Consider the following 22030-nt stretch of genomic DNA (forward strand, 5'->3'; position numbering starts at 1 on the left):
GGCCCGCGGACGCCTTCAAGGCGGAGCTTAGAGGACTGCTTATGCTGGACGCTGCGAGCACCACCCGCTGGGTTTATTCGTTCGGGGGCGGCGGCGCCGACGGCGACGCCTCGATGAAGAACCTGCTGGGCGGCAAGGGCGCCAATCTGGCCGAGATGAGCGCGCTGGGCCTGCCGGTCCCGCCGGGCTTCACCATCACCACCGAGGCCTGCGTCTGGTACTACGCCAACGGCAAGAGCTATCCGGCGGCGCTGGAGGCCCAGGTCCGCGAAGGCCTGTCCAAGGTCGAGAAGCTGACCGGCAAGGTGTTCGGCGATCCGGCCAATCCGCTGCTGGTCTCGGTGCGCTCCGGCGCCCGCGCGTCCATGCCGGGCATGATGGACACCGTCCTGAACCTGGGCCTGAACGACGAGACGGTCGAGGGCCTGGCCAAGCTGTCGGGCGACCGCCGCTTCGCCTTCGACAGCTATCGCCGCTTCATCCAGATGTACTCCAACGTGGTGCTGGGCCTGGGCCACGACACCTTCGAGGAGATCCTGGACGACCATAAGGACCGCCTGCACGTCAGCGTCGACACGGCGCTGTCGGCGGAGGACTGGGAGGCGGTGGTCGCCGACTACAAGGCCGCGGTGCGCCGCGAGCTGGGCCGCGACTTCCCGCAGGCCCCGAACGACCAGCTGTGGGGCGCCGTCGGCGCCGTGTTCGCCAGCTGGATGAACGACCGGGCCAAGTTCTACCGCCGCATGCACGACATCCCCGAGAGCTGGGGCACGGCGGTGAACGTGCAGTCCATGGTGTTCGGCAACATGGGGGAGACCTCGGCCACGGGGGTCGCCTTTACCCGCAACCCCTCCACCGGCGAGAACCGCCTGTACGGCGAGTTTCTGATCAACGCCCAGGGCGAGGACGTGGTCGCCGGCATCCGTACGCCGCAGAGCCTGACCAAGGCCGGCCGCGAGGAGATGGGCGAGACGACGCCCTCGATGGAAGAGGCGATGCCGGAGGTGTTCGCCCAGTTCGTCGCGGTCGTGAACAAGCTCGAACGGCACTACCGCGACATGCAGGACATCGAGTTCACGGTGGAGCAGGGCAAGCTCTACATGCTGCAGACTCGCAACGGCAAACGCACCGCCAAGGCGTCGCTGAAGATCGCCGTCGACCAGGCCGGCGAGGGCCTGATCACCGAGGACGAGGCCGTCCTGCGCGTCGAGCCGGCCTCGCTGGACCAGCTGCTGCACCCGACCATCGATCCCAACGCCGCGCGCGACGTGATCGCCGCCGGCCTGCCGGCCTCGCCCGGCGCGGCCACCGGCAAGATCGTGTTCGACGCCGACGAGGCCGAGCGCCTGGGCACCATGGGCGAGGCGGTGATCCTTGTGCGCGAGGAGACCTCGCCGGAGGACATCCACGGCATGCACGCGGCCAAGGGCATCATCACCGCCCGCGGGGGGATGACCAGCCACGCCGCCGTCGTCGCCCGCGGCATGGGCCGTCCCTGCGTCTCCGGCGCGGGCGAAGTGCACATCGACGAGGCGAAGGGCGAGTTCCACGCACGGGGCCGCACCTTCAAGGCCGGCGAGGTGATCACCATCGACGGCTCCAAGGGCGAGGTCCTGGCCGGCGCGGTGAAGATGGTCGAACCGGAGCTGTCCGGCGACTTCGCCACCCTGATGACCTGGGCCGACCGGGCGCGCCGCCTGAAGGTGCGCGCCAACGCGGAGACCCCGCTGGACGCCCGCACCGCGCGCGGCTTCGGGGCCGAGGGCGTGGGCCTGTGCCGCACCGAGCACATGTTCTTCGACGCCGACCGGATCGCCGCCGTCCGCGAGATGATCCTGGCTGACGACGAGCAGGGCCGCCGCAAGGCGCTGGACAAGATCCTGCCGTTCCAGCGCGCCGACTTCGTCGAGCTGTTCGAGATCATGGACGGCCTGCCGGTCACGGTGCGCCTCCTGGACCCGCCGCTGCACGAGTTCCTGCCGCACTCCGAGGAGGACGTGCGAGCGGTCGCCCAGGCCACCGGCCTGTCGGCCGAGAAGCTGATGCGCCGCGCCCGCGAGCTGCAGGAGACCAACCCGATGCTGGGCTGGCGCGGCTGCCGCCTGGGCGTGACCTTCCCCGAGATCTACGAGATGCAGGTCCGGGCCATCGTCGAGGCCGCCTGCGCCGGCAAGCGCGGCGGCAAGACCGCCCAGGTCGAGATCATGCACCCCCTGGTCGCCAAGGCCGAGGAGATGAAGCTGCTGCGCGAGATGACCGACCGCGTGGCCAAGCAGGTGCAGCAGGAGCAGGGCGTCGAGATCGAGTACATGGTCGGCACCATGATCGAGCTGCCGCGCGCGGCGCTGACCGCCGACAAGCTGGCCGAGAACGCCGAGTTCTTCTCGTTCGGCACCAACGACCTGACCCAGACCACCTTCGGCATCAGCCGCGACGACTCCGGCCGCTTCCTGAACGCCTACATCGAGAAGGGCGTGTTTGAGAAAGACCCGTTCGTCTCGCTGGACCAGGAAGGCGTGGGCGACCTGATCCGCATTGCGACCGAGCGCGGCCGCCAGACCCGCCCGAACGTCAAGCTCGGCATCTGCGGCGAGCACGGCGGGGACCCGGCGTCGATCGACTTCTGCGAACGGGTCGGCCTCGACTATGTCAGCTGTTCGCCCTACCGGGTGCCGATCGCCCGGCTGGCCGCCGCCCAGGCGGCGCTCAAGGCCCGCAAGGCCGCGTAAGACAAAGGGCCCCGAAAGGGGCCCTTTTTTCGTCTCCGCCAATAGCTGCGCGGAGGGCGTACGCCGTGCTTCCGGACCAGGGGGCCACAGAGCCTCGACACGCGTCCTCCGCGCTTCCTCCAATTCGTCTCCGCTGCTCTCGCTCCGGAGTTGAAGGCTTCGATTCAACCCTCCGAGCGCTGACGGGTTCCTGACTTTTGCCGGAATTTTCCCCTTGGCTCCTTGGCGGCGCGGGTTTTGCACAGCAAAGCTATGCACTTCGGTCGGGGAGATCCTGTGATGGCGAGTTTCGACGCGGCGGCGGCCACCGCCCAGTACCTGGCGCAATTGTCGCCGGAGGCCCACGCGAAGGCCGTGGCCTACACCCAGGGCGGCCACTGGCTGTTGCTGGGCAATTTCCTGGTGTCCGTGGTGGTGGCGTTCGTGGTGCTGCGTTCGGGCGTGCTCGCCCGCATCCGCGACGGCCTGGAGAAGCGGCGGCCCCGGCCGGTGCTGTTCTCGTTCGTCGGCGCGGTGGTGTTCCTAGGCCTGGACTGGCTGCTCAGCCTGCCGTGGTCGGCCTACGCTTCGTGGTGGCGCGAGAAGTCCTACGGCCTGAACAACCAGACCTGGGACGCGTGGCTGAGCGAGGCGGCGATCGGCGCCGCGATCTCCACCCTCATGACCGCGATCTTCCTGGTCGTGCTCTACGCTCTGATCCGCAAGGCGCCCAGGACCTGGTGGGCCTGGGGCGGGGCGCTCAGCGCCGCCTTCATCCTGTTCAGCGTGCTGATCGCGCCGATCTACATCGAGCCGCTGTTCAACACCTATAAGGAGGCCGCGCCCGGCCCGGTGCGCGACGCGGTGGTCCAGCTGGCCCATGAGAACGGCGTGCCGACCGACAAGGTCTTCGTGTTTGACGGCAGCCGTCAGTCGAACCGCTATACCGCCAACGTCTCGGGCCTGGGCTCGACCGCCCGCATCGCCATGAGCGACGCCATGCTGACCCGCGCCACCCTGCCGGAAGTGCGCGGCGTGGTCGGCCACGAGATCGGCCACTACAAGCAGATGCACGTGATCTGGTTCACCGTCGCCTTCGCCATCCTGTCGGCGCTGGGCTTCTGGCTGGTGCACGCGCTGTTCCCGGTCGTCGCCCGCCTGCTGGGCGCCGGCGACGTGAAGGGTGTCGCCGACCCGGCCGGCCTGCCGGTGATCTGGGCGGTGCTGGCCCTGCTGGGCCTGCTGGGCACGCCGGTGTTCAACACCATCTTCCGCACCGCCGAGGCCGACGCCGACCGCTATTCGCTGGAGCACGCCAACGAGCCCGACGGCCTGGCCGCCGCCCTGGTCAAGACGGTGGAGTATCGCGCGTCCTCGCCGGGCAAGCTGGAGGAGGTGCTGTTCTATGACCACCCCAGCGTCGAGAACCGCGTGCGCCGCGCCATGGAGTGGAAGGCGGCGCACCCGAAGCCGGAGCCGGCTCCGCAGGCCGTTCCGGCGGCGACGCCGGCCCCTCCGCCGGCCGAACCGGCGCCGGCCAAGTCCTGACGTGAAAAGGGGCTCGCGACACGGTCGCGAGCCCCGATTTCTTCCGGCGTCAGGCCGTCGTCAGGCGCGCTTCTTCACGAACACCGTGCCGGCCGAGTAGCCCGCGCCGAAGCTGCAGATCAGGCCGGTGTCGCCCGCCGCGAAGCCGTCGTTGTGCAGGTGGAAGGCGATGATCGAGCCCGCCGACGACGTGTTGGCGTACCTGTCCAGGATGATGACGTTTTCGCCCGGGGCGGGGTCGCGGCCCAGCACCTTGCGGCCGATCATCTCGTTCATGTTGATGTTGGCCTGGTGCAGCCACATCCGCTTCAGGGCGCCGGGCTCCAGGCCGAGGGCGGCGGCGTGGTCGACGATCATCTCGCTGACCATCGGCACCACTTCCTTGAAGACCTTGCGGCCCTGCTGGACGAACAGCTTGTCGGGCAGGTCGCGGCCTTCCGGCGCGCCCCGGTTCAGGAAGCCGGCGTTGTTGCGGATGTTGTTGGAGAACTGGGTCTTCAGGCGCGTGCCCAGGATCTCCCAGCCGCTCTCGGCTTGCCCGGCGTCCTCGACGATCACCGCGGTGGCCACGTCGCCGAAGATGAAGTGGCTGTCGCGGTCGCGGAAGTTCAGGTGGGCCGAGCAGATCTCCGGGTTGACCATCAGCACCGCCTTGGCCGAGCCCGAGGCGATGAAGTCGGCGGCCGTCTTGATGCCGAAGGTGGCCGAGGAGCAGGCCACGTTCATGTCGAAGGCGAAGCCTTCGATGCCCAGCGCGTTCTGGACCTCGATGGCCATGGCCGGGTAGGCGCGCTGCATGTTGGAGGCGGCGCACAGCACCGCGCCGATCTCGGAGACCGGCTTGCCCCAGCGGGCGATGGCGTCCTTGGCGGCGGCCACGGCGATCTCGGCCAGCAGCGACAGTTCGTCGTTCGAGCGCTCCGGGATCACCGGGCGCATGATGGCGGGGTCCAGCACGCCGGACTTCTGCACGACGTAGCGCGACTTGATGCCCGAGGCCTTCTCGATGAATTCGGCCGAGGAGGGCTGCAGCGGCTCGACCTCGCCCAGCGCGATGTGCGCGGCGTGGTCGGCGTTGAAGCGCTCGACATAGGCGTTGTAGCTCGCGACCAGCTCCTCGTTGCTGATGCTTTCAGACGGGGTGTAGAGGCCGGTGGCGGCGATGACGGCTTGACGCAACGGAAAGGGCTCCGAACGCGGATTCGCGTGGCCGAGCATTAGCACGGCGCGGGGAGCGTGGGAGGCGCCGGTTTGGCGCAGGCCGGCCGGTGGCGGACGCGCTCAGCGCAACGGCAGCGGCAGTCCAAGCGCCGGACCGGCGGCGGCGCGCTCACGCTCGAAGCGGAACAGCTCGGCCGGGCGTCCGCCGGTGTCGAGGTCGAGCCGGCCGAGCGGCTCGACCAGGCCGGTGCGCTCCACCGCGCGGCGGAAGTTCTGCTTGTGCAGCGGCACGCCCGAGATCGCCTCGACCGTCTTCTGCAGCTCCGAGAGCGTGAATTCCGGCCGGGTCAGCTCGAACACCACGGGGCGGTATTTCAGCTTGCCCCGCAGCCGCCCCAGGCCCGTGGCGAGGATGCGGCGGTGGTCGGAGACCATGGGCTGGCCGAGGCCCGGAACCGGCGCGGCGGCGACCGGAACGTGGGCGCCGGCGGCGAGCGCGCGGTCGCGCGCGGCCTCCGCCGCCAGACCGGCCTCGTAGAGCAGTTCGTAGCGGTCCAGCACCCGCTCTTCGTTCCAGGCCGCCTCGTCCAGCGCGAACAGGTGGCGGGCGCGGGCGCGGCGGCGTTCGGCTTCCGCCGCCGGGGCCTGGTCCGCCCAGGCCGCCAGGGCCGGGGCTATGGCCGCGTCGATCACCGCCGGTCGGCCGGCGCGCCAGTCTTCCCACGGGAAGAAGCGCGACCAGGACGACCAGCCGGTGTCCGGCGCGGCGTGCTCGGGCGGGGAGGGGGCCAGGGCGAGATAGCCGACCGAGACCACGCGCGCGGCGCCGGCGCCGACGTCGGCCAGCGGCGCGTCGCGGCCCTGGTCGCCGAAGGTGTAGAGCTGCTCGACATAGCCGAGCTCGAAGCCGGTCTGCTCGGTCACGAAGGCCCGCAGCGCCAGTTCGAAGGTGCGGTGGCCGGCCGGGTCGAAGGGACCGAACGGCAGGCCGGGCAGGCCGGCGCCCTGGGGCGCGACGGTCAGCACCGCGGCTTCCCCGTCGCGCACGGCGACGACGACGGCCGACAGGCCGATGACGACCGCCGTGCCGCTCACCAGTCCGCCTTGAGATCGAACGGGCGTCCTTCGTGGGCCAGCTCGCCGCGGCCGATGGCGTGGGCGGCGTCGATCATCCGGCCCTGGCGGGCCATCAGCATGTCGGCCAGCTCCACGATGCGCGGGTTGGGCGTGGCGTAGCGCGACTTGCGCCGGATCTCGAAGGCGATCTCGTGCTCGGAGGCGTGCGGATTGCGCTGGCAGGCCAAGACGAAGGCCGCGGCGCTGGAGCGGCTGATGCCGGCCCAGCAGTGCACCACGATCGGCGCGCTCGCGTTCCAGCCAGCCCCGAAGCTCAGCAGCTGACGCACCACCGTGGCGTCCGGCGGGTTCAGGCCTTCGACGTAGTCGGACACGTCGTGGCAGCCCAAGCGCAGGTGGCGTTCGGGCGCGATGCCTTCAGGCGTCTCGATCTCGTGGTCGGGGTCGAGCAGGGTGACCAGATGCGACGGCTTGCGCGTGCGCGCGATGGTGTCGACGTAGCTCAGCGGACAGACGATGATCGTCATCGCTTACTCCGTCTGGTGCGCCGCCGGCGACGGGGCCAGTCCCGCGGCCTCGGCCAGGGTCTGATACCGTTGCAGGTAACGCGCCTGGGCCTGGGCCGGCGCCAGCGGCTCGATCGTCAGGGCGTAGCCCGCCGGCGGTCGGCCGAAGAATCGCACGGATTCCGGCTCGCTGAAACCGGCCAGTTGCGTCGCTTCGTAGAAGGCGCAGGCGAGGTCGGCCTTCTTGATCAGTGTCTTGATCTCGGCCGGCACCTTTGGCGGCAGACCGAAGCGCAGGTGAATGGCGCCTTCCAGACGAGTCTCGAAGCTCTTGTAGTCCAACCCCAGCGCCGCCTTGAACGGCGAGATCATGTCGCCGATCACGTACTCCGACGCGTCGTGGAGCAGGGCGGCCAGCCGCCAGCGCGGCTCCAGCCCCGGCGACAGGTGGGCGGCGATTTCCTCCACCACCAGGCTGTGCTGGGCGACCGAGAAGGCGTGCTCGCCGACGGTCTGGCCGTTCCAGCGGGCCACCCGGGCCAGGCCGTGCGCGATGTCCTCGATCTCAATGTCGAGCGGGGAGGGGTCGAGCAGGTCGAGCCGGCGGCCGGACAGCATGCGCTGCCAGGCGCGCGGCGGTTCGGTGCGGGACGTACGCAGCCCTTTCACCAAGTTGTTTGTTCCTTCTCCGTGAGGCCGAGCAACTGGCTCATCGTGCGGCGAAGATCAATGCAGGAAGGCGGCCAGTGATGGAATGGGGACGTGTGACGGCGCCGCTGTCCGGCGGCGACCAGGACCGCCCGGCGCTCGAGACCGCTGCGATGATCGCGGAACGGTTTGAGGCGGAGGTGGCCGGGGTCTATTGCCCGCCCGACCCGGCGGAACTGACGCCCTGGCTGGGCGAAGGCTTCGTCGGCGGCGTGCAGGTCGCGGCGATCGAAAGCCTCAGGGACGCCGCCGTCGAAGGCGAGCGCCATGCGCGCGCCGCCTTCGAGGACCTGGCCTATCCCCGCAAGACCTTCACCGCCCTGGTCTCGCCGGTGTGGCGGGGCCTGTCCGGGGAGGTGCGGCTGTCCGACCTGGTGGTGTTCGACGACGGCGCGGCGCGGGGCAAGGGCCCGTTCAGCGGGGCCTTCGAACAGGTGCTGATCGAGGAGCGGGCGGCGGTGTTCGTGAACCGCGGCGGCGACCCGTTCGGGACGGCGGTGGTGGCCTGGGAAGGCGGCGAGCCGGCCAGCCGCGCCGCGCGGCGGGCCGCGCCGATCCTGCGCCGCTGCGAGCGGGTGCTGATCGTCGGCGCGCCGCTGTCCGACCGGCCCTGCGACCTGCGCAGCCTGCAGGCCTATTACGCCGCGCGCCGGATCGAGGCGGAGATCCGTCCGCTGGAGCGCGGCGGCGATCCGATCGAGGGCGTGCTGGCCGTGGCGGAGGTCGAGAACGCCTCGCTGCTGGTGGCGGGCGCCTTCGGCCATTCGCGGCTTCGCGAGTTCATATTCGGCGGCGCGACGCGGGCGATCCTGCAATCGGCGAAACCGTCGCTGTTCCTGGCGCATTAAGAGAGAAAAGGAGGAGAGAAGGCCATGTCCCTGTCCCGCATCGTCATGCGCCTCGCGCGCAACCCCGGCACGGAGTTCGCCGACGGCGACGACCGCCGCGGCTACACCCTGGTCGCGCCGTTGACCGAGGATGGGAAGCTGAACGAAGTCGAGTTCCGCTCGTTCCGGGACCGTTGCACCGTGCGCCGCTTCGCGCCGGACGAGGATCCGGCCGAAGGCCGCCTGGCGCGGCGCGGGGACAACTGGTTCTTCGATTACGAGGAGGGGACCGACGTCGACGACGAGCCGGTCTACAAGCTGGGCCAGCACCGCTTCGTGCTGGGGGAATACGTCACCGTCGCCGACGAGGAGGGCCGCTTCCTCACCTACAAGGTCACAGACGCGCAACCGACCAATTGACGCTTAGAAGTTGAATTTCGGGCCGGGTGTGGGGGACAGGCCACGCCCGGCTCAGCTATCTCTACCGGCGTTCTTCGAAGGGGAAGCCGGTGGATCAGCTCGACACCGTGTGGGGGTATGTGCTGGCGAACGTGCCGATCGCGATCGGCGTCCTCGTCTTCGTGATCCTGGGCTTCCGGATCAACCAGGAATACCAGCGCAGCGTCGTCTACCGGCTGGGGCGCTATAAGCGCACGTCGGGGCCGGGCGTGTTCTGGATCATTCCCCTGCTCGAACGGTCGGTGAAGGTCGACGTGCGCATCAACACCGTCACCCTGCAGCCGCAGGATGCGGTGACCCGCGACGGCGTGCCGGTGAAGGTCAACGCGGTGCTCTGGTACAAGGTCGACAACCCGGCCGCGACCGTGAACGCCGTGCAGGACCCCCACGTCGCCATCGTGCAGGCGGCCGAGACCACGCTGCGCGACGCCATCGGCCAGCACGACCTTGACGACCTGCTGAAACATCGCACCCAGCTGAACACCCACCTGCTCGGCACGCTCGAGGCGGCGGCCAAGAAGTGGGGCGTCGACATCGACGCGGTGGAGCTTCGCGACCTCGACATCCCCGAGCAGATGCAGCGCGCCATCGCCCGCGAGGCCGAGGCCAGCCGCGAAGCGCGCGCCCGCCTGATCAAGGCGCAAGGGGAGGCCAACGCTTCCGAGACGCTGGTCGAGGCCGCCAAGGCGATCATGACCGCGCCGGCCGCGCTGGAGATTCGCCGGCTGCAGGCGCTCACCGAGATCGGGGTGGAGCACAACTCCACCATCATCGTGGCCATGCCCACCGAGCTGACCCAGTTGGCCGCCCGCATGGCGACTCCGCAAACGTAAGGACCGGGCGACGCCCTCCTGCGGCCGCCCGGGCTATCGAAGTCGCGGCCCGACCCGGCTAGATACGGCGATGGACCTCCGCCGCCTCGCCCGCCTGTATGTCGGCCTCATCCTGTTCGGGGTCTCGACCGCCCTGATGGTCCGCTCGCGCCTGGGTCTGATGTCGTGGAGCGTCTTCCACGAAGGCCTGTCCCTCCAGACGGGCCTGAGCATGGGCCTGATCGTCAATCTGGTCGGCGTCGTGGTCCTGCTGGCCTGGATCCCGCTGCGGCAACGGCCCGGGCTGGGCACGATCAGCAACGTCGTGGTCATCGGCGTGGCGCTCGACGCCGCCCTGGCGGTGGTGCCGAAGGTCGATCCGCTGGCCTGGAGGATCGCTCTGATGGCGCTGGGAATCGTCCTGAACGGCTATGCGACGGCGGCCTACATCAGCGCCGGCTATGGAGCGGGCCCGCGCGACGGCGTCACCCTGGGCCTGGCCAAGATCACCGGCCTGTCGATCAAGCGGGCCCGCATGTGCGTCGAACTGGGCGTGCTGGCCTGCGGCTGGCTGCTGGGCGGGGCCGTGGGCGTAGGGACGATTCTCCACGCGCTGACGATCGGGCCGATGATGCAGGCCTGGATGCAGCTCTTCGCGCGCCTAGACGCGCGGACGAGCGCCGCGCGGTCACAAGCTGCGCTGGAAGCGAAGCGGGCGTGAGGCAAGGCCTCCGGGCCCGCGGCGACGCGTCATTGTCATTACGAAGAAAAGTCGAATGCAGAGGGCGGGGCGGTGCTTGCTTCCCCAGGTTCGCCTTGCTATGTCGCACGGCTCTGGCGAAGGCCGCCTGCGTCGATGGGCTCGGAAGTCCAACGGCGCGCGGTCGTCTGCCTGAAGGAGTGTAGCTCAGCTGGTAGAGCATCGGTCTCCAAAACCGAGGGCCGGGGGTTCGAGTCCCTCCACTCCTGCCACTATTTCCGCCGGGGGACGGTTCGCAGTCGCGGACCGTCCCTCGACGACTTTTTGACAGGGACCTGGACGCTCCAGGTTCGGAAGGGTGCGACGGAACGTCGATGGCTAAGCAACAGGCTCCGACCGCGCTGAACCGCGGGGCGCGCGCCGCCTCCGGTCGGGGCGCGCCGCAAAAGCCGGTGATCGACGCGGAGGCGCCTGCGCGCAAGAAGCGCGTCAGCCCCGCGCAATACTTCCGCGAAGTGCGCGCCGAAGCCCGCAAGATCACTTGGACCAGCCGCAAGGAGACCTGGATCACCTCGGTGATGGTCTTCATCATGGTCCTGCTCGCGACCCTGTTCTTCTGGGTCGTGGACTTCCTGATGGGCTTTGGGGTCGCCCAGGTCCTGAAGATTGGCGGCTGAGGAGGCACGCGTGACGGACGTCGCAGTCGAGGCCCGCCCGGTCTCTAATCCGAACCACAAGTGGTACATCGTCCACGCCTACTCGAACTTCGAGAAGAAGGTGGCCGAGACCATCCGCGAGCAGGCCAAGGCCCAGGGGCTGGACGACAAGTTCAGCGAGATCCTGGTGCCGACCGAGGACGTGGTGGAGATTCGCCGCGGCCGTAAGGTCAACTCGGAGCGCAAGTTCTTCCCCGGCTACGTGCTGGTGAAGATGGAGCTGACCGACGAGGCCTACCACCTGGTCAAGAACACCCCGAAGGTGACCGGCTTCCTGGGCTCGGGCGCGCGGCCGATTCCGGTCAGCGAGCGCGAAGTCCAGCGCATCGTCGGCGCCATCGAGGAGGGCGTCGAGCGCCCGAAGCCGACCATCCATTTCGACATCGGGGAAAAGGTGAAGGTCACCGACGGCCCCTTTGCGAGCTTCGACGGCGTTGTGGAAAGCGTCGACGAAGAACGGGCCCGCCTGCGCGTCAGCGTTTCGATCTTCGGACGCGCCACGCCGGTGGACCTGGAGTACGGGCAGGTCGAGAAGACGGTCTAACCACCGTCCTCGAAGCCGCCTGAAACCCGTGGAAGGGGCGCCACCCCGCACCACGGCTCACCGCTCCGCAAGGACGTCCCTTGGGAGCATTTAGGAGAGAACCATGGCCAAGAAGATTCTCGGCTACATCAAGCTGCAGGTGAAGGCCGGCTCCGCCACGCCGTCGCCGCCGATCGGTCCGGCGCTGGGTCAGCGCGGCGTGAACATCATGGGCTTCTGTAAGGAGTTCAACGCCCGCACCGAGAACGTCGAAAAGGGCACGCCCCTGCCGACCGTCATCACGGTGTACCAGGACAAGTCGTTCACCTTCGTCACCAAGACGCCGCCGGCCACCTTCTACCTGAAGCAGGCCGCCAAGATCACGTCGGGCTCGCAGAAGCCGGGCCGTGACTCGGCCGGCAAGGTGACCATGGCCCAGTGCCGTGACATCGCCGAAAAGAAGATGAAGGACCTGAACGCGAACGATCTGGATCAAGCGACCAAGATCATCGCCGGCTCGGCCCGCTCGATGGGCCTGCAAGTGGTGGAGGGCTGATCCGATGGCTAAGCAACCCAAGCGCGTTCAGTCGTTCGTCGTCGACCGCAACAAGACCTACGCCCTGGGCGAGGCGATCGCGACCGTGAAGTCCAACGCCAAGGCGAAGTTCGACGAAAGCATCGAGATCGCCGTCAACCTGGGCGTCGACCCGCGTCACGCCGACCAGCAGGTCCGGGGCGTGGTCAACCTGCCGTCGGGCACCGGCCGTGACGTTCGCGTCGCCGTGTTCGCCAAGGGCCCGAAGGCCGACGAAGCCACCGCGGCGGGCGCCGAAGTGGTGGGCGCCGAGGACCTGGTCGAAAAGGTCCAGGGCGGCTTCATGGACTTCGACCGCGTGATCGCCACGCCGGACATGATGGCCCTGGTCGGCCGTCTGGGTAAGGTGCTGGGCCCGCGCGGCCTGATGCCGAACCCGAAGGTCGGCACCGTGACCATGAACGTCGGTCAGGCCGTGAAGGACGCCAAGGGCGGCGCCGTCGAGTTCCGCGTCGAGAAGGCGGGCATCGTGCACGCCGGCATCGGCAAGGCCTCCTTCACCCAGGAAGCCCTGGAGCTGAACGTCCGCGCCTTCGTGGACGCTCTGCAGAAGGCCAAGCCGTCGGGCGCCAAGGGCACCTACGTGAAGAAGATCTCGCTCAGCTCGACCATGGGCCCGGGCCTGAAGCTGGATCCGGCCTCGCTGACCGCCTAAGCGCGACGCGAGTTCGATCGAAACGAGAAGGGCGAGGCTCCGGCCTCGCCCTTTTTGTTTGCGCGCGACGCTAGAACTCCACCGCGTCACGCAGCAGCGGGCAGGTCATGCAGTGCGCGCCGCCCCGGCCGCGTCCCAGCTCCGCCCCGGAGATGACGATCACTTCGATCCCGGCCCTGCGCAGCAGGTTGTTGACGTGGGTGTTGCGGTCGTAGGCGTAGACCACGCCGGGCGACTGGCAGACCACGTTGGCGCCGCTGTCCCACTGGGTGCGCTCGCGCAGGTAGGCGCTGCCGCCGGTCTCCACCACGCGCATCTGCTTGACGCCCAGAGCGTCGGCCACGGTGTCGACGAACGGCTTGTCGTCCTTGCGCAGGTCCAGCTGCCCGGGCCGGTCGCCCGGCCGGTAGGAGTAGGCGTGGATGCGCTCCATGATGTCCGGATAGACCACGACGCAGTCCCGGTCGGCGAAGGTGAAGACGGTGTCCAGGTGCATGGCGGCGCGCAGCTTGGGCATGGCCGCCACGATCACCCGCTCGGCCGCGCCGGCCTCGAACAGCTTCAGGGCCAGCTGGCTGATGGCCTGGCGCGAGGAGCGTTCGCTCATGCCGATCAGGACGGCGCCCTTGCCGATCGGCATGACGTCGCCGCCCTCGAGCGTGGCCAGGCCCCAGTCCACGGTCGGGTCGCCCCACCAGACGTTCACCTTGCCGGCGAAGTCGGGATGGAACCGGTAGATCGCCGCCGTGAGCAGGGTCTCCTCGTGGCGGGCTTCCCAGAACAGCGGGTTCAGCGTGGCGCCGCCATAGATCCAGCAGGTGGTGTCGCGGGTGTAGAGGGTGTTGGGCAGCGGCGGGAGCAGGTACTCGGCCACGCCCGCGGCTTCCCGGATCAGCTGCAGGGTGGAGCCGCCGATCTCGACCGGGAATTCGTCGGTCGACAGCCCGCCGATCAGGATTTCCGCCAGCTCGCGGTCGGGGAGCCCGTCGAGATAGCTGCGCACTTCCGCGACCAGTTCCGGGCCGACCTGGTTGGCGACCACCTGATGGTCGAGGATCCACTTGCGCGCCTCGCGCACGCCGACGGTGGCGGCCAGCAGGTCGTGCATCTCCAGGACCTCGACCCCGCGGTCGCGCATCTTCTGGACGAAATCGAAGTGGTCGCGCTTCGCGGCTTCGACCCACAGCACGTCGTCGAACAGCAGGGCGTCGCAGTTGCTGGGCGTCAGGCGCAGGTGAGCCCGGCCCGGCGCGCAGACCATCACCCTGCGCAGCTCGCCCACCTCGGAGTGGACGCCGAAAGCTCCGTCAGCCGCCATGGTCGCCTCCGTGATCGCGCCGGGGTCCCGCCCTTAAGCGTCAAGCTCCGGATAGTTGCGGAAGATGTCCTCCTCGTTGGGCGCCAGGCGCCGGTCGCTGGCCAGGTAGGCCGCGATCCGCGGCCGCGCCTTCACCCGCTCGTGCACCGCCACGACCTTCGGCGTCGTCGCCAGGGCGCGACCGGCGGCCTTGGGAAAGGCGTAGGTCAGGCCCTCGACCACCTGGAACAGCGACAGGTCCGGATAGGTGAGGGTCTCGCCCACCAGCCAGCCGTCGCCGGCCGCGTTCTGCGTCAGGATGCGTTCGAACCAGCCCAGGAACTTGGGGATACGCGCGTCGCGGAACTCCCCGGCCCGACGCGCCGCCTCGGCCTTCTGGTCCTCGTAGTAGAGACCCGCGCCCAGCGGGTGGTGCACGTCATGGGCCTCGACCACCAGGTCGGCGACGGTCAGCTGAATCTGGTGCGCCCACAGCCGGTCGGTCTCGCCGGCGGGGGCCAGGCCGAGACGGCCGCCCAGATAGAGCAGGATGTTCGCCGTCTGGCCGATCACGACGTCGCCGTCCTTCAGGAACGGCGGCGCGAACGAGGGGTGGGCGACCGTCCGGCCGGTCATCAGCTCCATCATCGGCCGCACGCCGCGCTCGCGCGCGACGTCGACGTAGGGCGCGCCGGCGTCCTCCAGGGCCAGGCGGACGAATTCGCCGCGCCCCTGGATGGTCGGCCAGTAGTAGAGCTCGTAGGCCATGAATGCCTCCTGCCGCCGTCCGGCAACTGGAGCAGGGCGGGGCGGTTCCTCTGGCGCGCACGCCGAAGCTGAGCCATAACGGCGGTATGTCGACCGAAGCACTGCGCCCGGCCCGCAATCCGGCCTTCACCGTGATCACCGCCGGCCTGCTGGGCGGGGCGGGGGACATCACCTACGCCATCGTGTTCCACGGCCTGCGCGGCATCGCGCCGGAGCGGATCTTCCAATCGGTGGCCAGCGGCCTCTTCGGACGCGCCTCCTTCCAGGGCGGCATGGCCACCGCGGCGGCCGGGGCGGCGCTGCACTTCTTCATCTCGATCGTCGCGGCGGGCGTGTTCTATCTGGCGGCCACGCGGGTCCGCGCTCTGGTGCGCCAGCCGCTGATCTTCGGTCCGCTGTTCGGCCTGGCCATGTGGCTGGCCATGAACTTCGTGATCGTGCCGCTGTCGGCCGCCCGGACCCCGACCTTCGACGACACCTTCCGGGTGATGACGGACATCATGTCCCACGTCTTCCTGTTCGGCCTGCCCATCGCCCTGGTCACCCGGGCCGGCCTGAAGGACTGAACCTGGCGGCCTTCGCCGTCGGCGGTTGAAATTCTCCCGAGTCCGATGTAGTAGCCGCGGCTTCCGGCGAGAGGCTCGTCCTGTCGCCGGTCCTGTCCGAGAACTGCGGGGTCCAGGGGTCGCCTGGTCCGTAACGGGGAAGAGCCCTTCCTCGCCGTTGGGAGACGGGGCGTGAGGTACGAATCCGAATTCCGCCTTCAGCGGAGCGGTTCGCGCCGATCATCCTAGGACAGGCTGAACGGTGAGCGCGCGGGAGCATTCCCTCGCCGAGCCGTCGTTCGGCCGCCGGAATGGTCCGGCTGCTGCAACCGAGTACGGAGACCGCAATGGACCGCGCACAAAAGGCCGAGTCGATCGAGGCGCTGAAGGGCGTCTTCGCCGACGCCGGCGCCGTGGTCGTGACCCACTACATGGGTCTGACCGTTGCGGAAATGACCGACCTTCGTGGCCGCCTCCGCAAGGAAGGCGCCCAAATCAAGGTGGTGAAGAACACTCTGGCCCAGAAGGCTCTGGGCGGCTCGATCGGCGAGGAGGGCGACGCCCTCTTCAAGGGTCCCGTCGCCATCGCCTTCGCGCCGGATCCCGTCTCCGCCGCCAAGGTCGTGACCGAATACGCCAAGGGCAACGACAAGCTCAAAGTCGTTGGCGGCTTCATGGGTCAAACGGTGCTGAACGACCAGGGTGTGAAGGCTCTCGCCTCGCTGCCCTCGCTCGATCAGATCCGGGCCACGCTCATCGGCCTCGTTCAGGCTCCGGCGACCAAGGTCGCGGGCGTCCTGGCGGCCCCGGCTGGCCAAATCGCGCGCGTTCTCAAGGCTCACGCCGACAAGAACGCCGCCTAATCGGTCATCTCCGCGATCCACACTCAATTCCGCTGAAGGAACTACCAAATGTCGAAGCTCGAAAAGCTGGTTGACGACCTGTCCGCCCTGACCGTCCTGGAAGCCGCTGAGCTGTCCAAGCTGCTCGAAGAAAAGTGGGGCGTGTCGGCCGCCGCTCCGGTCGCCATGGCCATGCCGGCCGGCGGTGGCGCGGCTCCGGCCGAAGCTGCTGAAGAGCAGACCGAGTTCACCGTCGTCCTGACCGACGGCGGCGACAAGAAGATCAACGTGATTAAGGAAATCCGCGCGATCCGTTCGGACCTGGGCCTGAAGGAAGCCAAGGACCTGGTGGAAGGCGCCCCGCAGACCGTCAAGGAGAACATCTCCAAGAACGAAGCGGCCGAAATCGCGAAGAAGCTGGAAGAAGCCGGCGCCAAGGTCCAGATCAAGTAATCTGGCTTGCGTCAGTTCTGACGTTTCGACGGGCTCGGAGGGCGACCTCCGGGCCCGTTTTCTTTGCGCGGCCGGGCCCCGCCGGCGGCCCGAAGGTGTCCGATAGTTCATGCAACCTGCGCTCGCAGGTCGTGTTGATTCAGGCGGGGACGACGTAAGGCCTCATCATCCGGAGGAGGCACGCCATGCGTCGAGTACTCGCCTCAGCCCTGGTTGCATTTTCGCTTTCCGCATCCGCGGTCGCCGCGGCGCCCGCCGATCTGGACGCCTGGGTGAACACGGCCCAGCAACGCCTTGACAAGGTTCTGGGAGAGCCCGTCGGGTTCTCCAGCCCCGGCACGCGCATCGGCGAAGTGCGGATGCGCGTCGACGCTCAGGGAAACCTTTCCGGCTTCGAACTGATCAGGTCCACGGGTTCGACGGCCAACGACGAGGTCGTGATGGACGCGGCCCGGGACATGGGACGCCTGCCGCCGCCGCCGGCCTCGGTGATGGGCCATCCGGTCGTGGTGCGGGTGTCGTTCATCACCCCGACCAGCATCCAGGAGCGCTACGGCCTGCCGGAGCTGAAACCCTACGTCTACATCGAAGAGACCTCGGTTTCGGCGCCGCAACCGAAGTAGCCGCGCCCTGGCCGGTCCGAAGTCCGCCCCGCCCCGCCCGCGCCGCCGGCGGGGCGGGGTCAGGGCTGCGCGATTTTGTTCCCGGCGGGCCTTCCCATCGCCGTGAAAGCGATTATAAGTCGCCCCCCGCACGAATCTAAAAATTCGCGCGCTTAGCGCCGAGGCTCGATCCGCCGCCCTCCGATCGAGCGAAGGCGCGCTTCGCGTGAGCGAAGCTTTCCAGCGTCCGTCGGACCCGCGCCCCGAGCCAGGTCCGAGCCGAGGGTGGACGCAGGGATGAAACGGCGCGCCGCCCTCATTGCGCGCGCCTGGATTTTTGGCGCAGTTCGCCGCTGCGCCGAGGGAGCGACGATGGTCCAATCGTTCACCGGCAAGAAGCGCATCCGCAAGTCGTTCGGCCGCATCGCCGAAGCCGTGCAGATGCCGAACCTCATCGAGGTTCAGCGGTCCTCTTATGAGCAGTTCCTGCAGCGCGACGTCCGCCCGGGCCTGCGCACGGACGAAGGCCTCGAGGCCGTCTTCAAGTCGGTGTTCCCGATCAAGGACTTCAACGAGCGCGCCACGCTCGAGTACGTCTCCTTCGAGTTCGAAGAGCCGAAGTACGACGTCGAGGAGTGCATCCAGCGCGACATGACCTTCGCGGCGCCGCTGAAGGTCAAGCTGCGCCTGATCGTGTTCGAAAGCGACGAAGAGACCGGCGCCCGCTCCGTGAAGGACATCAAGGAGCAGGACGTCTACATGGGCGACATTCCGCTCATGACCGACAAGGGCACCTTCATCGTCAACGGCACCGAGCGCGTCATCGTCTCGCAGATGCACCGTTCGCCGGGCGTGTTCTTCGACCACGACAAGGGCAAGACGCACGCTTCGGGCAAGCTGCTGTTCGCCGCGCGCATCATTCCGTACCGCGGCTCCTGGCTCGACTTCGAGTTCGACGCCAAGGACATCGTCTACGTCCGTATCGACCGCCGCCGTAAGCTGCCGGCCTCGACCTTCCTCTATGCGCTGGGCATGGACGGCGAAGAGGTGCTGCGCACCTTCTACGACGTGGTGCCCTACGAGAAGCGCGGCGAAGGCTGGGTCACGCCCTACAAGCCGGAACGCTGGCGCGGCGTGAAGCCGGACTTCGACCTGGTCGACGCCGACAGCGGCCAGGTGGTCGCCCAGGCCGGCCACAAGATCTCGGCCCGTGCGGCGAAGAAGCTGGCCGACCAGGGCGTCAAGGCGCTGCTGCTGGCCCCCGACGCGCTGGTCGGCAAGTACATGGCCGGCGACGCCGTCAACATGTCGACCGGCGAGATCTACGCCGAAGCCGGCGACGAGCTGGACGCCGCCGCCGTGAAGGCGCTGGAGGAGCAGGGCTTCACCACCGTCGACGTGCTGGACATCGACCACGTCACGGTCGGCGCCTACATGCGCAACACCCTGCGCGTGGACAAGAACCAGTCGCGTGAAGACGCCCTGTTCGACATCTACCGCGTCATGCGCCCGGGCGAGCCGCCGACGATCGAAGCGGCCGAGGCGATGTTCGCCGGCCTGTTCTTCGACGCCGAGCGCTACGACCTGTCGGCCGTCGGCCGGGTGAAGATGAACATGCGTCTGGAGACCCCGGAGGTTTCCGACGAGATCCGCGTGCTGCGCAAAGAGGACATCCTCGAAGTGCTGCGCCTGCTGGTCGGCCTGCGCGACGGCCGCGGCGAGATCGACGACATCGACAACCTCGGCAACCGCCGCGTCCGTTCGGTCGGCGAACTGCTCGAGAACCAGTACCGCGTCGGCCTGCTGCGCATGGAGCGGGCGATCAAGGAGCGCATGAGCTCGGTCGACATCGACACGGTCATGCCGCACGACCTGATCAACGCGAAGCCGGCGGCGGCCGCCGTCCGTGAATTCTTCGGCTCCTCGCAGCTGTCGCAGTTCATGGACCAGACCAACCCGCTGTCCGAGATCACCCACAAGCGCCGCCTGTCGGCGCTTGGCCCGGGCGGTCTGACCCGCGAGCGCGCCGGCTTCGAAGTGCGCGACGTGCACCCGACCCACTACGGCCGGATCTGCCCGATCGAAACGCCGGAAGGCCCGAACATCGGCCTGATCAACTCGCTGGCCACCCACGCCCGCGTGAACAAGTACGGCTTCATCGAGAGCCCGTACCGTCGCGTGAAGGACGGCAAGGCCACCGACGAGGTCGTCTACATCTCGGCCATGGAAGAGGCGAAGCACGTCATCGCCCAGGCCAACATCAAGCTCGAAGGCCGCGAGATCGTCGAGGACCTGGTCCCCGGCCGCATCAACGGCGAACCGACCCTGTTGACCAAGGACACGGTCGACATGATGGACGTGTCGCCCAAGCAGGTCGTCTCGGTCGCCGCGGCGCTGATCCCGTTCCTCGAGAACGACGACGCCAACCGCGCGCTGATGGGCGCCAACATGCAGCGTCAGGCCGTGCCGCTGATCGAAGCGGACGCGCCGCTGGTCGGCACCGGCATGGAAGCCGTGGTCGCCCGCGACTCCGGCGCCGTGGTCGTGGCCAAGCGTGACGGCGTCGTCGAGCAGATCGACGGCACCCGTATCGTCGTGCGCGCCACCAACGAGACCGACCCGACCAAGCCCGGCGTCGACATCTTCCGTCTGTCGAAGTTCCAGCGCTCCAACCAGAACACCTGCATCAACCAGCGTCCGCTGGTGCGGGTGGGCGACCGCGTGCGCGCCGGCGACGTGATCGCCGACGGCCCGTCCACGGAGCTGGGCGAGCTGGCCCTGGGCCGCAACGTGCTCGTCGCGTTCATGCCCTGGAACGGCTACAACTTCGAAGATTCCATCCTGATCTCCGAGCGCATCGTCCGCGACGACGTGTTCACCTCCATCCACCTCGAGGAGTTCGAGGTGATGGCCCGCGACACCAAGCTGGGCCCGGAAGAGATCACCCGCGACATCCCCAACGTCGGCGAGGAAGCCCTGCGCAACCTCGACGAAGCGGGCATCGTGGCGATCGGCGCCGAAGTCCAGCCGGGCGACATCCTGGTCGGCAAGGTCACCCCGAAGGGCGAAAGCCCGATGACCCCGGAAGAGAAGCTGCTGCGCGCCATCTTCGGCGAGAAGGCTTCGGACGTCCGCGACACCTCGCTGCGTCTGCCGCCGGGCGTGGCCGGCACCGTCGTCGAAGTGCGCGTGTTCAACCGCCACGGCGTCGACAAGGACGAGCGCGCGCTCGCCATCGAACGCGCCGAGATCGAGCGTCTGGGCAAGGACCGCGACGACGAGCTGGCCATCCTGGAGCGCAACGCCTACGGCCGTCTGCGCGACCTGCTGGTCGGCAAGAACGCCCTGTCCGGCCCGAAGGGCCTGGGCCGCGGCGAAGTTTCGGCCGAGAAGCTGGCTGAAATTTCCAAGGGCCTGTGGTGGCAGGTCGCCCTCGACGACGAGAAGTCGATGGGCGAGATCGAGGCCATGAAGCGCCAGTTCGACGAGGCCAAGAAGCGTCTCGACCGTCGCTTCGAGGACAAGGTCGAGAAGCTGCAGCGCGGCGACGAGCTGCCGCCGGGCGTCATGAAGATGGTCAAGGTCTTCGTGGCCGTGAAGCGCAAGCTTCAGCCGGGCGACAAGATGGCCGGCCGTCACGGCAACAAGGGGGTCATCTCCAAGATCCTGCCGATCGAGGACATGCCCTACCTGCAGGACGGCACCAACGTCGACATCGTGCTGAACCCGCTGGGCGTGCCTTCGCGCATGAACGTCGGTCAGATCTTCGAGACGCACCTGGGCTGGGCCTGCGCGGGCCTCGGCAAGCAGATCCAGGAGCTGCTCGAGGACTGGCAGAACGGCGGCCAGAAGCAGGCGCTGATCGACCACCTGCGCGACGTCTACGGCCCCGACGAGGTGCTGCCGGACGACGAAGCCGAGCTGGTCGAGCTGGCCCGCAACCTGTCCAAGGGCGTTCCGATCGCCACCCCGGTGTTCGACGGCGCGCACATCAGCGACATCGAGAATCTGCTCGAGAAGGCGGGCCGCAACCGCACCGGTCAGTCGGTGCTGTTCGACGGCCAGACCGGCGAGCAGTTCAAGCGCCCGGTCACGGTCGGCTACATCTACATGCTGAAGCTGCACCACCTGGTCGACGACAAGATCCACGCCCGTTCGATCGGCCCGTACTCGCTGGTCACCCAGCAGCCGCTGGGCGGTAAGGCGCAGTTCGGCGGTCAGCGCTTCGGGGAAATGGAAGTGTGGGCGCTCGAAGCCTACGGCGCCGCCTACACCCTGCAGGAAATGCTGACGGTGAAGTCGGACGACGTGGCGGGCCGCACCAAGGTCTACGAGGCGATCGTCCGCGGCGACGACAGCTTCGAGGCCGGCATTCCGGAGAGCTTCAACGTGCTCGTGAAGGAAATGCGCTCGCTGGGCCTGAACGTGGAGCTGGAGAACAGCTGATCGTCTTAGCCCCTCCCTCGCGCCAGCGGGGGAGGGGCCGATCGCTCTTCAGCCCCTCATTGAAATACGCGGAGCCGAGGCT

Annotated in this window: 21 protein-coding genes and 1 tRNA gene; 16 read left to right on the top strand and 6 right to left on the bottom strand. The window is 68.4% G+C overall.

The features are described 5' to 3' along the window. Positions 1-41: 41 nt before the first annotated feature. Positions 42-2729, top strand: coding sequence for a pyruvate, phosphate dikinase (ppdK, locus tag H8B08_RS08695; protein ID WP_187449804.1), 2688 nt, complete (start codon positions 42-44; stop codon positions 2727-2729). A 279-nt stretch (positions 2730-3008) separates the two neighbouring features. Next, positions 3009-4256, top strand: coding sequence for a M48 family metallopeptidase (locus tag H8B08_RS08700; RefSeq protein ID WP_222934372.1), 1248 nt, complete (start codon positions 3009-3011; stop codon positions 4254-4256). 60 nt (positions 4257-4316) lie between these two features. Here H8B08_RS08700 and H8B08_RS08705 read toward each other — a convergent pair whose 3' ends face one another. The 4 genes from H8B08_RS08705 to H8B08_RS08720 form a co-directional block, all read right to left on the bottom strand. After that, positions 4317-5435, bottom strand: coding sequence for a beta-ketoacyl-ACP synthase III (locus H8B08_RS08705; protein WP_187449806.1), 1119 nt, complete (start codon positions 5433-5435; stop codon positions 4317-4319). Positions 5436-5537: 102 nt separating this feature from the next. Next, on the bottom strand, positions 5538-6512 hold the full coding sequence (locus H8B08_RS08710) for an NAD regulator (RefSeq protein WP_370545442.1): 975 nt from the start codon (positions 6510-6512) through the stop codon (positions 5538-5540). Then, complete coding sequence (locus tag H8B08_RS08715) at positions 6509-7021, bottom strand: tyrosine phosphatase family protein (protein ID WP_187449807.1); 513 nt, start codon at positions 7019-7021, stop codon at positions 6509-6511. The genes H8B08_RS08710 and H8B08_RS08715 overlap by 4 nt, the downstream gene beginning before the upstream one ends. A 3-nt stretch (positions 7022-7024) precedes the next feature. Beyond that, a complete protein-coding gene (locus H8B08_RS08720; RefSeq protein ID WP_370545443.1) occupies positions 7025-7672 on the bottom strand; it encodes a YfbR-like 5'-deoxynucleotidase in 648 nt (215 codons plus the stop codon). A gap of 77 nt (positions 7673-7749) precedes the next feature. On the opposite strand from H8B08_RS08720, the gene H8B08_RS08725 reads away from it, so the two are divergent. The 9 genes from H8B08_RS08725 to rplA all read left to right on the top strand — a co-directional run bounded on the left by H8B08_RS08725 (position 7750) and on the right by rplA (position 12995). Beyond that, positions 7750-8556 carry a universal stress protein gene (locus H8B08_RS08725; protein WP_187449808.1) on the top strand — a complete coding sequence of 269 codons (807 nt, stop codon included), beginning with the start codon at positions 7750-7752 and terminating at the stop codon, positions 8554-8556. A 24-nt stretch (positions 8557-8580) separates the two neighbouring features. Then, positions 8581-8955 (top strand): hypothetical protein, encoded by a 375-nt coding sequence (locus H8B08_RS08730; RefSeq protein WP_163260911.1) that lies wholly within the window; start codon positions 8581-8583, stop codon positions 8953-8955. An 89-nt stretch (positions 8956-9044) separates the two neighbouring features. After that, the gene (locus H8B08_RS08735; RefSeq protein ID WP_187449809.1) at positions 9045-9827 is read left to right on the top strand and encodes an SPFH domain-containing protein; all 783 of its coding nucleotides are present in this window, start codon (positions 9045-9047) and stop codon (positions 9825-9827) included. Between the two features lie 70 nt (positions 9828-9897). Then, a complete protein-coding gene (locus tag H8B08_RS08740; protein ID WP_187449810.1) occupies positions 9898-10527 on the top strand; it encodes a YitT family protein in 630 nt (209 codons plus the stop codon). A 175-nt stretch (positions 10528-10702) separates the two neighbouring features. Continuing rightward, a tRNA-Trp gene (locus H8B08_RS08745) sits at positions 10703-10778 on the top strand. A gap of 102 nt (positions 10779-10880) precedes the next feature. After that, positions 10881-11183 (top strand): preprotein translocase subunit SecE, encoded by a 303-nt coding sequence (gene secE / locus H8B08_RS08750; protein WP_187449811.1) that lies wholly within the window; start codon positions 10881-10883, stop codon positions 11181-11183. Positions 11184-11193: 10 nt separating this feature from the next. Next, positions 11194-11766, top strand: coding sequence for a transcription termination/antitermination protein NusG (gene nusG / locus H8B08_RS08755; protein ID WP_163260907.1), 573 nt, complete (start codon positions 11194-11196; stop codon positions 11764-11766). Positions 11767-11869: 103 nt separating this feature from the next. Then, a complete protein-coding gene (gene rplK / locus H8B08_RS08760) occupies positions 11870-12301 on the top strand; it encodes a 50S ribosomal protein L11 (protein ID WP_163260906.1) in 432 nt (143 codons plus the stop codon). A 4-nt stretch (positions 12302-12305) separates the two neighbouring features. Next, on the top strand, positions 12306-12995 hold the full coding sequence (gene rplA / locus H8B08_RS08765) for a 50S ribosomal protein L1 (protein ID WP_187449812.1): 690 nt from the start codon (positions 12306-12308) through the stop codon (positions 12993-12995). A gap of 70 nt (positions 12996-13065) precedes the next feature. Here rplA and H8B08_RS08770 read toward each other — a convergent pair whose 3' ends face one another. Both H8B08_RS08770 and H8B08_RS08775 read right to left on the bottom strand, forming a co-directional pair. Next, the gene (locus H8B08_RS08770; RefSeq protein WP_187449813.1) at positions 13066-14313 is read right to left on the bottom strand and encodes an arginine deiminase; all 1248 of its coding nucleotides are present in this window, start codon (positions 14311-14313) and stop codon (positions 13066-13068) included. 33 nt (positions 14314-14346) lie between these two features. Next, a complete protein-coding gene (locus H8B08_RS08775) occupies positions 14347-15060 on the bottom strand; it encodes a glutathione S-transferase (protein WP_187449814.1) in 714 nt (237 codons plus the stop codon). A 2-nt stretch (positions 15061-15062) separates the two neighbouring features. Between H8B08_RS08775 and H8B08_RS08780 the strand changes: the two genes are divergently transcribed. The 5 genes from H8B08_RS08780 (at position 15063) to rpoB (ending at position 21948) form a co-directional block, all read left to right on the top strand. After that, on the top strand, positions 15063-15626 hold the full coding sequence (locus tag H8B08_RS08780) for a hypothetical protein (protein ID WP_187449815.1): 564 nt from the start codon (positions 15063-15065) through the stop codon (positions 15624-15626). Positions 15627-15952: 326 nt separating this feature from the next. After that, positions 15953-16468 (top strand): 50S ribosomal protein L10, encoded by a 516-nt coding sequence (rplJ, locus tag H8B08_RS08785; RefSeq protein ID WP_187449816.1) that lies wholly within the window; start codon positions 15953-15955, stop codon positions 16466-16468. Positions 16469-16516: 48 nt separating this feature from the next. Next, positions 16517-16900: a 50S ribosomal protein L7/L12 gene (gene rplL, locus H8B08_RS08790; protein WP_163260899.1), complete on the top strand. Its 384-nt coding sequence runs from the start codon at positions 16517-16519 to the stop codon at positions 16898-16900. A gap of 185 nt (positions 16901-17085) precedes the next feature. Then, the gene (locus H8B08_RS08795; RefSeq protein ID WP_187449817.1) at positions 17086-17523 is read left to right on the top strand and encodes an energy transducer TonB; all 438 of its coding nucleotides are present in this window, start codon (positions 17086-17088) and stop codon (positions 17521-17523) included. A gap of 351 nt (positions 17524-17874) precedes the next feature. Continuing rightward, on the top strand, positions 17875-21948 hold the full coding sequence (rpoB, locus tag H8B08_RS08800) for a DNA-directed RNA polymerase subunit beta (RefSeq protein ID WP_187449818.1): 4074 nt from the start codon (positions 17875-17877) through the stop codon (positions 21946-21948). The last annotated feature ends 82 nt before the right edge of the window (positions 21949-22030 follow it).

The organism is Caulobacter sp. 17J80-11 (assembly GCF_014349105.1).
Lineage (GTDB): Bacteria > Pseudomonadota > Alphaproteobacteria > Caulobacterales > Caulobacteraceae > 17J80-11.

What these genes read in the sequence shown, in the direction of transcription:
- ppdK (WP_187449804.1), top strand. Translation starts at nt 42, where the DNA reads ATGCTGGACGCTGCGAGCACCACCCGCTGGGTTTATTCGTTCGGGGGC.
- H8B08_RS08700 (WP_222934372.1), top strand. Translation starts at nt 3,009, where the DNA reads ATGGCGAGTTTCGACGCGGCGGCGGCCACCGCCCAGTACCTGGCGCAA.
- H8B08_RS08715 (WP_187449807.1), bottom strand. Translation starts at nt 7,021, where the DNA reads ATGACGATCATCGTCTGTCCGCTGAGCTACGTCGACACCATCGCGCGC.
- H8B08_RS08725 (WP_187449808.1), top strand. Translation starts at nt 7,750, where the DNA reads ATGGAATGGGGACGTGTGACGGCGCCGCTGTCCGGCGGCGACCAGGAC.
- H8B08_RS08730 (WP_163260911.1), top strand. Translation starts at nt 8,581, where the DNA reads ATGTCCCTGTCCCGCATCGTCATGCGCCTCGCGCGCAACCCCGGCACG.
- H8B08_RS08740 (WP_187449810.1), top strand. Translation starts at nt 9,898, where the DNA reads ATGGACCTCCGCCGCCTCGCCCGCCTGTATGTCGGCCTCATCCTGTTC.
- secE (WP_187449811.1), top strand. Translation starts at nt 10,881, where the DNA reads ATGGCTAAGCAACAGGCTCCGACCGCGCTGAACCGCGGGGCGCGCGCC.
- rplK (WP_163260906.1), top strand. Translation starts at nt 11,870, where the DNA reads ATGGCCAAGAAGATTCTCGGCTACATCAAGCTGCAGGTGAAGGCCGGC.
- rplA (WP_187449812.1), top strand. Translation starts at nt 12,306, where the DNA reads ATGGCTAAGCAACCCAAGCGCGTTCAGTCGTTCGTCGTCGACCGCAAC.
- H8B08_RS08770 (WP_187449813.1), bottom strand. Translation starts at nt 14,313, where the DNA reads ATGGCGGCTGACGGAGCTTTCGGCGTCCACTCCGAGGTGGGCGAGCTG.
- H8B08_RS08775 (WP_187449814.1), bottom strand. Translation starts at nt 15,060, where the DNA reads ATGGCCTACGAGCTCTACTACTGGCCGACCATCCAGGGGCGCGGCGAA.
- H8B08_RS08780 (WP_187449815.1), top strand. Translation starts at nt 15,063, where the DNA reads ATGCCTCCTGCCGCCGTCCGGCAACTGGAGCAGGGCGGGGCGGTTCCT.
- rplJ (WP_187449816.1), top strand. Translation starts at nt 15,953, where the DNA reads ATGGACCGCGCACAAAAGGCCGAGTCGATCGAGGCGCTGAAGGGCGTC.
- rplL (WP_163260899.1), top strand. Translation starts at nt 16,517, where the DNA reads ATGTCGAAGCTCGAAAAGCTGGTTGACGACCTGTCCGCCCTGACCGTC.
- H8B08_RS08795 (WP_187449817.1), top strand. Translation starts at nt 17,086, where the DNA reads ATGCGTCGAGTACTCGCCTCAGCCCTGGTTGCATTTTCGCTTTCCGCA.
- rpoB (WP_187449818.1), top strand. Translation starts at nt 17,875, where the DNA reads ATGGTCCAATCGTTCACCGGCAAGAAGCGCATCCGCAAGTCGTTCGGC.